We start from the raw sequence: 13,013 nt of genomic DNA, 5'->3' as shown, positions 1-13,013 counted from the left end.
CGCGGCCGGGCCGGCCGCCGTCGATTCTGCTGGATCAGGTGCAGCAGGTGGTGGAGATGACCTTGGAGCAGGCCCCGTCCGATGCCACGCACTGGTCTCGGTCGTCGATGGCGCAGCGGACGGGACTGTCGAAATCGACGGTCGGGCGGATCTGGCGGCGGTTCGAGCTGAGACCGCATCTGAGTGATGGTTTCAAGATCTCCACCGACCCTCTGTTCGTGGAGAAGGTCGTGGATGTTGTTGGCCTGTACCACAATCCGCCCGAACGGGCGGTCGTGTTGTGTGTAGACGAGAAGTCGCAAATCCAAGCCTTGGACCGGTCACAGCCGGTGCTGCCGATGATGCCGGGCATGCCCGAGCGTCGCACCCACGATTACGCCCGCCACGGCACCACCAGCCTGTTCGCCGCGTTCAACATCGCCGACGGCACCGTGATCGGCGAACTGCACCGCCGACACCGGGCCACCGAGTTCAAGAAATTCCTGACCAGTATCGACAAGGCCGTGCCGGCCGAACTGGATGTGCACGTGGTGTGTGACAACTACGCCACCCACAAGACCCCGCTGGTCCAGCAATGGCTCGCCGCACATCCGCGGTTCCACGTGCATTTCACCCCGACCGGATCGTCATGGCTCAACCAGGTCGAACGCTGGTTCGCCTTCCTCACTCAACAACTTCTGCGTCGCGGCGTCCACAAAAGCGTTGCGGCACTGGAGAAAGACGTCCGCAACTGGGTCGACCAGTGGAACACCAACCCACGCCCCTTCGTCTGGCGCAAGACCGCCGAAGAGATCCTCGACTCCCTCGCACGATATCTGCAACGGATTTCAGGCGCAGAACACTAGCGGCAACCGACTGCTCTCGCCGAAGCGGCCGAAATAGCCGAGGCCATCAACGCCCGTACGCCGATTCCGACGCCGAGCGCGGACTGACCCGGACTGTTCGAGTGGGACTGTGAACGTACGGCCGTCGACCGCGACTCCGGCAAGTTGATGCTGAAATACCCTCTGTGTGAGAGCCTTTCGGTTCGGCAGTCCGTCGGCCTTGTCAGCTCCGAACTTCGTTCCGCCCGGCGCCGGGCGGTAGGTCGTTGACCGGGTATCGCGCCGGTTTCCCGGTCAGAACCCGGACGGCCTCTTCCGCGGCGATGGCCCGCACCGTTCTGACAGCTTCCTCGGAGTAGTAGGCGGCGTGGGGTGTGACGATGATGTTGGGTAGTTCGAGGAGGGGGTTGGTCGGGCGCCATTCGCGCTGTTTCGCGGGCTCCTCCTCGAGGTCGTCCAGTGCCGCGCCGGCGATCCATCCTTCGGTGAGCGCCTGATGCAGCGCCGCGTCCTCCACGATCGGTCCGCGTGCTGTATTCACAAGGATGGCAGTCGATTTCATCCTGCGAAGCGTCGCACGGTCGAAGGTGTGGTGGGTCTGCGGAGTGAGCGGCGTTTGGACGATGACGTAGTCGGCACCTGCCACGAGGTCGTCGAACGACATCGGCCGGACCTGAGCTGCTCGGATCTCGGACTGGTCGGCGAAGGGGTCGTATGCCCAGACCTCTACGCCGAAGGCTTTCGCGCGTTCGGCGATGAGCCGTGCGATCGCCCCGAAGGACAGCAGGCCCAGCACCTGACCCCGCAATCTGTGGATGGGCTCCCCGGTCTTCCAATGCCATTCGCCCTGCCGGGTCGCCCGGTCGTACCGGCAGATCTTGCGGGCGGACGCGAGCCACAGCGCGACGGCATGATCGGCGACCTCTTCGGCACACCATTCGTTCGGCGCGTTCGTGACCTGTATTCCGTGGCGGGTCGCGGCGTCGACATCGACGATGTCCACTCCGGTGCCGTAGCGGGCGATCACCCGGCACCGGGTCATCGCGCTGATCGCGCGCGATCCGACCCGCGCGTACTGGGTCAGGACGCCGCCGGCCTCGCGGCCCGCCTCGATCACCTCGTCCTCGCTCTTGCACTGCGCGGCAACCAGCCGCAGACCGGCCCCCTCGATGATTGCGCGTTCGATATCCACATCGCCGAAGTCGAAGTCGGCGATCAGGATCGTTTCGCCGGAGTCAGTGTGAGTCACGAGGAATCCCCTTGGTGTGGACGAGGTCCTGGTACGCCACGGCAAGCTCGAGGCAGCCGCCGCTGTCCAGTTGGCCGACCGTGGCCCGGTAGATCTCCTGCCACGGTGTCTGGTTTTCCAGTTCCGGTGGTGTGTAGTCGGCCCACCGCGCGGTGATCTCCTCCTCCGACAGGAGGACGTCGACCCGCGCGTTGTCCAGATCGACACGGATCCGATCACCGGTGCGCAGGATGGCGAGATTCCCGCCGACCGCGGCCTCGGGGCTGGCGTTGAGGATGGACGGCGCGTCCGATGTGCCGCTCTGGCGACCGTCTCCGAGGGTGGGCAGCGCGGTGATGCCCCGTTGGATCACCGCGGCGGGAAGCTCCATGTTCACGACCTCGCCCGAGCCCGGATATCCGACGGGGCCGGTATAGCGGATGACAAGGATGCAGTCCCGGTCGATGCCCAGCTCCGGGTCTTCGATGCGAGCGTGGTAGTCCTCCGGCCCGTCGAACACGAGGGCGCGAAAGTCGAACGCCGACGGATCGTCGGGGTGCGAACCGCGGGCCCGGAAGTTGTCGGTGAGGACCGATGTCTTCATGATCGCCGAGTCGAACAGGTTCCCGGCCATGACGAGTAGTCCGCCGTTTGCGGTGACCGGGTCGTCGAGTGGGCGAATGACCGCCGGGTCGGCGGGCGGGACGTCCTCCAGGTTCTCCGCCACGGTTCGCCCCGAGACGGTTACGGCGTCCCCATGCAGGTGTCCCGCATCCAGCAGCGACCGCATGACTGCCGGGACACCGCCGGCGCGGTAGAAGTCCTCGCCGAGGAACTCCCCTGCGGGAGCCAGATTCACCAGCACGGGAATGTCGCGTCCGACGCGCTGCCAGTCCCGGTTGGACAACTCCACACCGACATGACGGGCAATCGCGTTGATGTGGATGGGCGCGTTGGTCGAGGCCGCGATGGCCGATGCGACAACGATCGCGTTCTCGAAGGCCCGCAGGGTCATGATCTTGCGGGGAGTCAGATCCTCTCGGACCAACGTGACAGCCCGAAGGCCGGTGGCGTAGGCCATCTGCGCCCGCTCGTTGTAGGGAGCCGGTATCGCCGCGCAGCCGGGCAACGACATTCCCAGCGCCTCGGCCAAACTGTTCATCGACAGTGCGGTGCCCATGGTGTTGCAATGGCCGATGCTGGGCGCGGAGGCGGTCACTCGCGTCAGATATTCGTCGTAGTCGATCTGCCCGCCGGCCAACAGCCGCTTCGACTGCCAGATCACCTGACCCGACCCGGTCCGCATGCCGCGATGATAGCCATTGAGCATAGGCCCTCCGGACAGGACGATCGCCGGGATATTGACCGTCGCCGCGGCGCTCAGACAGGCGGGCGTGGTCTTGTCGCAGCCCGTCGTCAGAACCACTCCGTCGAGTGGATATCCGTAGAGCACCTCGACCAGTCCGAGATACGCCAGGTTCCGATCCAGCGCCGCGGTGGGACGCTTTCCCGTCTCCTGCAACGGATGAACGGGGAATTCGAACGGAATGCCGCCGCCATCGCGGACGCCCGCCTTGATCCGGTCGGCGAGGGCGAGATGGTGCCGATTGCAGGGAACCAGATCATTACCCGTCTGAGCGATTCCGATGATCGGCCGGCCCGACTGAAGCTCTGCCCGGGTGAGACCGAAATTCAGGAACCGCTCGAGATAGAGAGCCGTCATCTCCCGGTTTCCCGAGTTGTCCCACCATGCCTGACTGCGTAGCTCCCCGACGGTGTGCTTCGTCTGCGACATAGATAAGAGCATGTCTTACGCAGGGCTTTTCGTGTAGCAGGTCGGAGCGGCGGCGAGTTGGACCGAAGTCTCTACCGGCGGGAAGGCCTGCTCTCCGCGGGAATGGACAATCATCGTGGCGTCGGTGGTCGCGCTCGGCGGCTCGGTCGCCAGGAATGTGCCTCCGCGTTGTGTAGTTGATCTCCATCGATCGACGGCAGTGAAGTGTTGGGAGTGACGATGCGAGCCCTGGTGATGACCGCCCCCGGCGGTGCGGAGAAGTCGGAGATCCGCGAGGTGGACCCGCCGCGACCCGCAGCGGGCGAGGTGACCATCGACGTTGCCTACGCGGGCGTGAACTTCATGGACGTGATGGCTCGCCGAGGCGATGCGGGCTACGCCTCGTCGTGGCCCTACCGCCCCGGATTGGAAATCGCGGGCACTGTGCGCGAAGTGGGTGCCGAGGTCACCGGACCGGCCGTCGGTGATCGGGTCGCGGCCGTAGCGCTCGGCGGCGGAGGTTTCGCCGAGATCGCCACGGCGCGAGCGGAACTCACCGTGCCGGTACCGGACGCCGTCCCGTTGAGCTCGGCCGCCGCCACCCCACTCGGCCTGGCGACCGCACTGCTGCTGCTCACCGAGGCCGGCCGCTTCACCGCTGGGGACACGGTTCTGGTGCACTCCGCCGCCGGCGGTATCGGCGGCGCGGTGGCACAGCTGGTGCCGCTGCTCGGTGGTGGCCGCCTCCTGGGGACAGTGAGCCGCGCCGGCAGGTCGGTGCCCGGCTACGACACCGTCCTCGTCCGCGGTGAAGGCCTGGCCGAGGAGATCCGCGCGGCGACCGATGGCCGCGGAGTGGACCTCGTGCTCGACCCGCTCGGCACCGAGGCACTGGATCTGGATCTGGATCTCGAGGTCACCCGCCCCACCGGCCGAATTGTCTTGTTCGGCAACGCAGGTGGCGGCGCACCCGCCCCGCTCCCGCCCTTCGGTCGCCTGCTTGGCGGCAACCTCACCCTGACCGGTTTCAGCCACCGCGGCCTCGTCGCCGGTGCGCCGGCGAAGGTCGCCGCCGCTACCCGCCGGGTGCTGGACTACCTCGCCGAGGGCACACTGTCGCTCCCGGTCACCGAACTGGCGTCGCTGGACGAGGTGATTGCCGGACACGACCTGCTGGCGTCCGGCCAGGGTGTGGGCAAATACGTCGCCAGCATCGGTTCGGTGTCGAACTAGGCGCACAGCGGAGTCAACGCCGTGCCGGCTCGGATATGGCGCGCAGGAAAACGATTGTGCGAGAGCGCAATCCGCTACGTCGTCGCCTGATCAGCTCGTCAGCCGGCGGATCGAGCGGGCCGGGCAGCACGGCGCGGGTTCATATTCGCACGGAACTCGAAGTCACGCCGCGTCGCACGCGGGCGGGGCGACGCGAAACAGTCTGGGCGGGTTGACCTTCCGCTTGCGCGACGGTGCCGTCGGTCCTGCGCTCGGTCACGCGGGATTGGTTGGCCGGTCGACCGTCCCAGGCCGGGCTCAGGCCGGCTGGGCGGCGGGTCGGAGGCCGTCCATCAGGAGGTTCAGTAGCCGGCTCGCCATGGCTTCATGGGTGGGCCTCGGGGTGACGGTGAAGATTCCGACGAGCATGGCGGCGATGTCTTCGGCGGTGGCGTCGGAACGAAGGTCGCCCGCCGCGTGGCCGGCGTCGAGGATCATGGTGATGGCCGCCAAGAGCTCGGTTCGGGTTTGGGCGTGGGCGATCTCGCCCGCCTCGATCATCGCCACCAGCGTGTCGAGCATCCCGTTCTTGGTCGCGATCCAGTCGCCGAACAAGTCCATCCATTGCCGCATCGCCGCGGCCGGGGGCAGTTGGCCGAGCAGTTCGCGGGCTCCGGTCGTCAGCCGCACGACCTGACCCCGGTAGACCGCGTCGACCAGCGACTCGCGGGTCGGGAAGTGCCGGTAGAGCGTGCCGATGCCGACGCCGGCCTCGCGCGCGATCGCACGGAGCGACGCGTCGGACTCACCCGAGGCGAACATGCGGGTCGCCACCGCGAGCAACTGGTCACGGTTACGGGTTGCGTCCGCGCGGGGCGCGCGCGTCTCCGATTCACTCAAAGCGGATCACGCTCCGTTTATGCTACGGTCGTTCATGTAAGCGGAGCATAGTCCGTTTCAGTGCGTTCTTCGGTCCGGACGAGACCTTCCCTCGGCCCGATGACAGAGGCATACATGCACGAACACAGCGATCGACGGCTGACGGGCAGGGCGGTCCGGCTCGAGTCGTTCGGCGGCCCCGAAGGTCTGGAAGTCCGTGAGATTCCGGCTCCGTCGGCCGGTCCGGGGCAGGTTCGCGTGCGGGTCACCGCGGCCGGCCTGAACCCGATGGATTGGAAGATGATCGTCGACGCCGACACTGCCGCCCGGTTCGGTTTGAGCCTTCCGGCGGGATTCGGGACCGATTACGCGGGAGTGGTCGACCAGGTCGGCGAGGGGGTGAGCGGCTTCGCGCCCGGCGAACGGGTGTTCGGGGCTGCCCTCTCCCGCGCGGTCGCCGACTTCGTGGTGGTCGACGCGGGCGGAGCGATCGCGGCGAACGAGGCCTATCGCACCCCGGACGAGGTCGACGATCGCACCGCCGCCACCCTTGTGATCGCCGGCCGCACGGCATCGGCGGCTCTCGCCGTGGTCAATCCCGGCCCGGGAGACACGGTGCTGATCGGCGGTGCGGGAGGCGGAGTCGGCGTGTTCGCTGTCCAACTGGCCCGGCTGGCGGGAGCGCGTGTGATCGGGACGGGATCGGCGACATCGGCCGATTTCCTGCGTGATCTCGGAGCCGAGCCGGTCATCTACGGCGACGGCCTGGCCGACCGGGTCCGCGCCCTCGCCCCCGGCGGTGTCACCGCCGCCCTCGACCTGCACGGGACCGAAACAGTGGACGCCGCAAGGGATCTCGGCGTCCCCGACAGCCGAATCAGCCTCATCGCCACACAAGTCGACGGCGTAACGTCGGCCAACGGCGCCACCGCCGCACCCGGTGCGGTGGACGAGTTGGCCCGCTCGGTCGCGGCCGGACAACTCCGGGTGCCGATCGCGGCGAGCTTCCCCATCGAGCAGATCCGCCGCGCGGCCGAACTGCAAGCCGGAGGGCATGTGCGGGGCAAGGTCGTCATCGACCTCTAGATCCAGTGCCGGCCGCGGCTCGGACCACCGTGCCCTGGACGATGCGATTCAGGCCCCTTCGGTCAGCGGCGCGTACAGCCCACCTGTCCGGTGTCAGAACGGCATCAGGGCCCTGTCAGCGGCACCGGACAAAGTAAGTCCATCGAACAGGCCGAGCCCCACCGAGACCGGTAGGGCAACCGCCACAACATCTTTCGAAGGAGTACGCCATGTCCACCGTCCTCGTTGCGACCAAGCAGGACCAGCTCACCGTGCGCACCGCCGCCTACGGCGCGGTCTCTCTGCTCGCCGCTACTTCCGACAAGCCCCACAAGGCCGCCACCGCGGGCTCGGTGGCGCTGATGTCGGCGACCGGTCCCGTCGGACATCTGCTGGCTGCGAAGTCCAAGGACATCACGTTGCGCGGAAAGTCCGTCGCCGAACTCGCCGACCAGGTACTGCCCGCGCTGACCACCGCGGTGACGGTGCTTGCCCAGCAGGATCCCGCCCGGGCCGACGACTTCCGCACCACCGTCGAAATGGCGCTCGAGGCCGCTGCGGCTCACGGCCGCCCCAGCCCCGTGACCTCCGAAATGATCCGCAAGATCAATGCGGCCATGCACACCGCGTAGAGACTGCACGCACCGTCGTCGGGCCGAGTTCCATCGCGCGGATGTGTCTCGGCCCGACGGTCTTCGAACAATCTGTGGCCTGACGTAGGCCCACCTTCCGGAGCGGCCTCGCGATCCTCGGCGATCGATAGGTCAGGACTCCACGATGTCGACCAACTGCTTACCGAGATTGCCGCCCTCGAAGACAGCGCGCAGTGCACCGGGAGCGGATTCCAAGCCGATACTCACGGTTTCGGCGATGGTGAGTTCGCCCCGGTCGTGCCAGTCGCGCAGCGCCGCGAACGCCTCGGGAAAGCGGTCGAGATAGTCGAGGAAGATGAACCCTTCCATGCGTGCCCGGCGCATGGCCAGCTGCATGTAGTTCCGCGGCCCGTACTGCGGGTCCGCGCCGCTGTACCCGGAAGAGATCGCACCGGCCAGAACGACACGAGCGCCGTGCGCCAGGTGCGCCAGACCATGCTCGAGAACGCGGCCGCCGACGCCGTCGAAGAAGACGTCGACACCGTCCGGGGCCAGGCGGGACAAACCGGCCGAGACGTCGTCGTTCTTGTAATCGATGGCGGCATGCAGGCCCGCCCGGTCGGTGATCCAGGTGCATTTGGCCGGACCGCCTGCGATGCCGATGACAGTGCAGCCCAAGGCTTTCGCTATCTGTCCCGCAATCGATCCGGTCACACCGGCCGCAGCCGACACCAGCACCGTCCGGCCCGGCTCGGGCCGGCCGATATCCGTCATACCGAAGTACGCGGTCAAGCCGGGCGCTCCGAACAGGCTCAGCATCAGCGTCGGGGCGACACCGTCGGGCACCACGTTCAGCCCGAACAAACCCCCGTCGGACGCGACGACGTAATCCTGCCAGCCGACCATACCGGCGACCCAGCTGCCCTCCGGATAGCTCACGGTGTTCGAGCGCACCACCTGCCCTACCCCGCTCCCCCGCATCACCATGCCGACCGGGACCGCATCGATGTAGTTGTCCGAATCGTTGAGCCATCCACGCTGAGTGGGATCGATACCCAGTCGATGCACCCTGACCAAGGCCTCCCCAGGCCCCGGCACCGGAATCGGAGCGCTTCCGAGCTCGAAATCACCCTCCCGCAACTCCCCTTCGGGCCGCCTCCGCAGAATCCACTGCCGGTTCACCGTATCCGCCACCGGGCGATGCTAAATCACACACATCACAACCTTCGAACCATTTTCCGCCGCGACCGGCAGGCACGGGTTCGACTACTACCCCGTCCCGACGAGACGAGATCATGACGTCATTGTTTCGTCATCGCATCGCGGGGCACCTCACCCTCCGAGTGCGCGATGATCTTCGGGGCGCCCGCTCATCAGGCTGTGGCGGCGGGCACCGACCAGGCATGGCGAATCACACCGACGAGCGCGACCTACCGAGGAGACCGAGGTGGCAACAGTCGCCGAACGCGTGCAGCAACATATCGGCCGCGGCCACGCGGCGCAGATGCGAGAAGCCCGGATGTTTCTTCGTGGCCCCGGCACCGCCGCCACCGACATCGGACTGTCGACGAGCGACTATCTGGCGCTGTCCGGCGACAGGCGGATCACAGCCGCCATGAGCGAGGCGCTGCTCACCCCGATCGAGCCCGAACCCGGTCCTCTGGCGCGTCGCCTGGCCGACTACACATACAGCGCTACGGCGGTGGTGTGCCAATCCGGCTGGGCGGCCAATATCGGGTTGTTGCAAGCCATTGCGGCGCCCGGCATTCCGATACATGTCGGGGAGAACACACACATGTCCTGGCGACAGGCGGCCCTGGCCGCGGCCGCGCCGCTGCACACCTTCGGGGACAACGACCCCGCCCGGCTGGCGGCGCAGATCCGCGCCCACGGCCCCGGCATCATCGCTGTCGACGCGATCGACAACACCACCGGCACACCCAGCCCCCTGGCGGCACTGTGCGACGTGGCCGACGAGACCGGTTCTCTGCTCGTGGTCGACGAATCGCACTCGCTGGGCGTCGTCGGCCCGCACGGTGCGGGTGCCGTGGTCGCGCTCGGGCTCACCCGGCGCGTGCCGTTTCGCACCGCCAGCCTGGCCAAGGCGTTCGTCGGCCGGGCCGGGCTGGTGACCGCGCTCGACCCCGAGTTCGCACCCTATTTCGATTCGGTGTCCTACCCTGCGATCTTCTCCTCGGGCCTGCGATCCCACGACATCGCCGGGCTGTCCGCGACCCTGGAGGTGATCCGAGCCGAGGACGGACGCCGCGCCCGGCTGCGCGAGATCGCCCATACCGTCCGAAAAGCGCTCGCCCGCACAGGTTTCGAGATGGCGGGAGTCGACAGCCACATCATCGCCGTTCCCGCCGGAACCGAAGCCGACGGTCGCGCGGTGCGCGCGATCCTGGAAGCACACGGTGTCCTCGGCGCGCCGTTCTGTCCGCCCGCCACCCCTGCGGGCAGGTCGCTGATCCGGCTGTCGCTGCACGCCGCCCTCACCGCCGAGCAGATCGGGCGAATCATCACCGCGTGCGAAGAGGTCCATGCCGTATACGGCGGGTGACCTCGGCCGCGCTCGGCGCTCATGCGTGCGGAGCCGTCACCGATCCGGCCGCCGCCGCGAACAGGCCCTGGCAGCCCGCTGCGACCTCGGCGATATCGGAGTACAGATCGACATCGTGGAGTTCCCGCAGCATATCGACGCGACAGCCGTTGCGCAGCAATGCCTCCCGAGTGAGCGCACCGGTTCGATCGGTGGACATCGGCACCTCCGCGAGGACTCGTGCCGGGCGCACGTCACACAGCCCCAGCGCCCACCAGCCGCCGTCGGCCGCCGGCCCCAGCACCGCATCCGGGCCGGCCAGCAGCCGAGCCCCGCATTCGGCCAGCAGCGCCGGCCCTGCCTGCGGGGTGTCCATCCCGATCTGCAGAACGGGCAGCCCGAATCGCGCCGCGTCGGCGTGCGCATTCGCCAGGCGCACACCGAAACCGTCGCCGCGCTGCGGGACCACATCGAAATCGCGCAGGGCCGAACCTATTTCGCGTGCGCGGCAGGCTCGCTCCAGATCGCCGGTCCACGCGACCACGCCTCGCGCCGCGCCGCAGTCGCGCGCCGCGGCCAGGGTGTCCAGGAGCGCGGCGGCGGCCAGATCCGCCGCCTCGGCCGGAGCCAGCGGCGGGGTCAGCCGGGTCTTGGCGAATCCGGCGACCGGCGCCTTCGCCACCACCAGCAGCGTCAATGGCAGAACAGTCATCGCACACTCCAGAAGTCGCGGGCGGCACGTACCGTCCCGATTACCGAACCGGACACTTTCGACACACCGTGGGTGCGCGGCCGATAGGTGACATCACGTTCGACCACCTTCCACCCGGCCCGCGCCGCGCCGGCCAGCAGGGCCAGCGGATATCCCGACCGGGGATGCAGCGGGCCCAGTGCCACCAGCTCGGAGCGGCGGATCACGCGCATCGCGGCCAGATCGTGCACGGGCAGCCCGTAATGGCGCCGCAACCAGTGCGCCAGCAGCCAATTGCCCAGGCGCGCATGCCACGGCCAGGCGCCGCGGACCGGGCGGCGGCGCCCGGCCACCATGGTCACGTCGGGGCCCAATTCGGCCACCAGCAGCGGTAATTCGTCGGGCGCCATCGAACCGTCACCGTCGAGCACCGCCACCAGTTCGGTTGTGGCGGCCGCGATCCCGGCTTGGACCGCGCTGCCGTAGCCCGGGACGGATTCGACGACCACCGTCGCGCCCGCGGCACGCGCCACCGCGGCGGTGTCATCGGTCGAACCGTTGTCCACGACGACCACCCGATACTCCGTCGGGACCGCCGCCAGGACGCCCGGTAGCGCGTCGGCCTCGTTCCGGCAGGGAATCACCACGGTCAGCTCTCCACTGGCTTCGACTGGGGTCACGTGTCGACCGTAAGGCCGATCGGACGAAAAACAGCTGGTGACACAGGTGACGAAAGTATGACGGCACGATCGCGTGCGCGCCGCGTCGCACCGACGGGACCTACGGTGAACGGGTGAGCGATACCCGCAGCAGCACCGCATCGCAGACACGGCGAGTATCGGGCGTGCGCGCCGATGTCGCCTGCGCGGCAGCAGCGACGATCCTGGTGGCGGCCGCCTTCCTCGTGCCGAGGATCAGCACACCGCACTATCGCGAATCGCTCTACGCCGCGGCGGCGCCGATCTTCGGCTCCTGGCTTCCACATATCGGCTGGGGTACGGGCCCCGCGATCGTGATCGCCTTCGCCGTGGTGCTCTACGGCCCCCGGCTCGCCGCCACGCTCACCTGGCGACGGCTGCTGCCGGCCACCTGGGTGACCGCACTGGCGTGGGCGTTCTCCCTGGCCATGGTCGACGGGTGGCAGCGCGGATTCGCCGGTCGGCTCACGACGATGCACGAGTATCTGCACGAGGTCGGCGGAGTGCACGACATTCCGGCGATGCTGCGCGGATTCTCCGCCCGCATCCTGGACTTTCAACCCGATTCGTGGACCACGCACGTGTCCGGTCACCCGCCGGGCGCACTGCTGGTGTTCGTCTGGATGGACCGGATCGGGTTGGGCGGCGGCGCATGGGCTTCCACGCTGTGCGTGGTGGTCGGCTGCAGCGCGTCGATGGCCGTGCTCGTGGCGATGCGGGCGTTGGGCGCGGAAAGCAGGGCGCGGGCGGCCGCACCGTATCTCGCCCTCGCGCCCGCGGCGATCTGGCTGGCGGTCTCGGCGGACGCGTTCTTCGCCGGAGTGGTCGCCTGGGCGGTGGCCGCGCTCGCGGTAGGACTCGGCGGCGCGCGGCCACGTCCGCTGATCCTGGTCGTCTCCGGGGTGCTGTTCGGATTCGGCATCTATCTCAACTACGGACTGGTTCTGATGGCCGTCCCGGCCGCGGCGGTGGCACTGCTGCGCGGTGTGCGAGCGGTGTGGCCCGCGGTGCTGGGCGCGCTGGCGGTCGTCGCCGCCTTCACGCTGTCGGGCTTCTGGTGGCTGGAGGGTTATCACCTGGTGGTGCAGCGCTACTACCAGGGCATCGCGACGACGCGTCCCGCGTCCTACTGGATCTGGGGAAATCTGGCGGCGACGGTGTGTGCGATCGGATTGGCGTCTGCCGCTGCGCTGCATCGGCTTCCGGGTGCGCTGCACCTTCCCGCACCCACGCAGATCCGCGCCGCCCCCGCGGCGGCGCTCGCGCGCTGGCGTGCCCGCGCGGACCCGGCGGCGCTGCTGGCTCTGGCCGCGCTGACCGGTCTTCTGCTCGCCGATCTCAGCGGCCTGAGCAAGGCCGAGACCGAGCGGATCTGGCTGCCGTTCGACATCTGGGTGATCGGCGGAACCGCCTTCCTGCCGGCGCACACCGCGCGCGCCTGGCTGACCGTCCAGGCCGTCGGCACCCTGGTGCTCGCCCACCTCGTTCTCACGAATTGGTGAGCGCG

At 68.3% G+C, this 13,013-nt stretch carries 12 protein-coding genes; 6 read left to right on the top strand and 6 right to left on the bottom strand.

Features of this window, described 5'->3' with window-relative positions:
• The coding region (locus tag A5789_RS06565; RefSeq protein WP_064927153.1) for an IS630 family transposase at positions 1-845 on the top strand (845 nt) is incomplete at its 5' end.
• A 202-nt stretch (positions 846-1,047) separates the two neighbouring features.
• Here A5789_RS06565 and A5789_RS06560 read toward each other — a convergent pair.
• On the bottom strand, positions 1,048-2,073 hold the full coding sequence (locus A5789_RS06560; protein WP_064901920.1) for a C-terminal binding protein: 1,026 nt from the start codon (positions 2,071-2,073) through the stop codon (positions 1,048-1,050).
• A complete protein-coding gene (locus A5789_RS06555) occupies positions 2,060-3,847 on the bottom strand; it encodes an IlvD/Edd family dehydratase (protein WP_064901919.1) in 1,788 nt (595 codons plus the stop codon). Before A5789_RS06555 ends, A5789_RS06560 begins: the two co-directional genes overlap by 14 nt.
• Positions 3,848-4,066: 219 nt before the next feature.
• On the opposite strand from A5789_RS06555, the gene A5789_RS06550 reads away from it, so the two are divergent.
• Positions 4,067-5,059, top strand: a complete 993-nt coding sequence (locus A5789_RS06550; RefSeq protein WP_064901918.1) for a zinc-binding alcohol dehydrogenase family protein — start codon at positions 4,067-4,069, stop codon at positions 5,057-5,059.
• 297 nt (positions 5,060-5,356) lie between these two features.
• Here A5789_RS06550 and A5789_RS06545 read toward each other — a convergent pair whose 3' ends face one another.
• Positions 5,357-5,938, bottom strand: coding sequence for a TetR/AcrR family transcriptional regulator (locus tag A5789_RS06545; protein WP_064901917.1), 582 nt, complete (start codon positions 5,936-5,938; stop codon positions 5,357-5,359).
• Between the two features lie 99 nt (positions 5,939-6,037).
• Here A5789_RS06545 and A5789_RS06540 point away from each other — a divergent pair, with 99 nt between their 5' ends.
• Positions 6,038-7,003 carry an NADP-dependent oxidoreductase gene (locus A5789_RS06540; RefSeq protein WP_227462923.1) on the top strand — a complete coding sequence of 322 codons (966 nt, stop codon included), beginning with the start codon at positions 6,038-6,040 and terminating at the stop codon, positions 7,001-7,003.
• Between the two features lie 209 nt (positions 7,004-7,212).
• Positions 7,213-7,614 (top strand): hypothetical protein, encoded by a 402-nt coding sequence (locus A5789_RS06535; RefSeq protein WP_064901916.1) that lies wholly within the window; start codon positions 7,213-7,215, stop codon positions 7,612-7,614.
• Between the two features lie 132 nt (positions 7,615-7,746).
• Here the strand turns inward: A5789_RS06535 and A5789_RS06530 are convergent, their stop codons facing one another.
• Entirely contained in the window at positions 7,747-8,769 is a 1,023-nt protein-coding gene (locus A5789_RS06530) for an NADP-dependent oxidoreductase (RefSeq protein ID WP_064901915.1), read from the bottom strand.
• Positions 8,770-9,022: 253 nt separating this feature from the next.
• Between A5789_RS06530 and A5789_RS06525 the strand changes: the two genes are divergently transcribed.
• Positions 9,023-10,138, top strand: coding sequence for an aminotransferase class I/II-fold pyridoxal phosphate-dependent enzyme (locus A5789_RS06525; RefSeq protein WP_064901914.1), 1,116 nt, complete (start codon positions 9,023-9,025; stop codon positions 10,136-10,138).
• 19 nt (positions 10,139-10,157) lie between these two features.
• On the opposite strand, the gene A5789_RS06520 is transcribed toward A5789_RS06525, so the two are convergent.
• On the bottom strand, positions 10,158-10,829 hold the full coding sequence (locus tag A5789_RS06520; protein ID WP_063015462.1) for a DUF2064 domain-containing protein: 672 nt from the start codon (positions 10,827-10,829) through the stop codon (positions 10,158-10,160).
• Positions 10,826-11,488 (bottom strand): glycosyltransferase family 2 protein, encoded by a 663-nt coding sequence (locus A5789_RS06515; RefSeq protein WP_227462922.1) that lies wholly within the window; start codon positions 11,486-11,488, stop codon positions 10,826-10,828. The genes A5789_RS06520 and A5789_RS06515 overlap by 4 nt, the downstream gene beginning before the upstream one ends.
• Positions 11,489-11,601: 113 nt before the next feature.
• Here A5789_RS06515 and A5789_RS36335 point away from each other — a divergent pair, with 113 nt between their 5' ends.
• A complete protein-coding gene (locus A5789_RS36335) occupies positions 11,602-13,008 on the top strand; it encodes a hypothetical protein (protein ID WP_369828757.1) in 1,407 nt (468 codons plus the stop codon).
• The last annotated feature ends 5 nt before the right edge of the window (positions 13,009-13,013 follow it).

It is taken from the genome of Nocardia sp. 852002-51101_SCH5132738 (assembly GCF_001665695.1).
Classification (GTDB): domain Bacteria; phylum Actinomycetota; class Actinomycetes; order Mycobacteriales; family Mycobacteriaceae; genus Nocardia; species Nocardia nova.
This window is presented reverse-complemented; position numbering and strand designations above follow the sequence as displayed.

Excerpts from the sequence above, each read along its gene's own strand:
- A5789_RS06535 (WP_064901916.1), top strand. The coding sequence starts at position 7,213 with ATGTCCACCGTCCTCGTTGCGACCAAGCAGGACCAGCTCACCGTGCGC.
- A5789_RS06550 (WP_064901918.1), top strand. The coding sequence starts at position 4,067 with ATGCGAGCCCTGGTGATGACCGCCCCCGGCGGTGCGGAGAAGTCGGAG.
- A5789_RS06555 (WP_064901919.1), bottom strand. The coding sequence starts at position 3,847 with ATGTCGCAGACGAAGCACACCGTCGGGGAGCTACGCAGTCAGGCATGG.
- A5789_RS06520 (WP_063015462.1), bottom strand. The coding sequence starts at position 10,829 with ATGACTGTTCTGCCATTGACGCTGCTGGTGGTGGCGAAGGCGCCGGTC.
- A5789_RS06540 (WP_227462923.1), top strand. The coding sequence starts at position 6,038 with ATGACAGAGGCATACATGCACGAACACAGCGATCGACGGCTGACGGGC.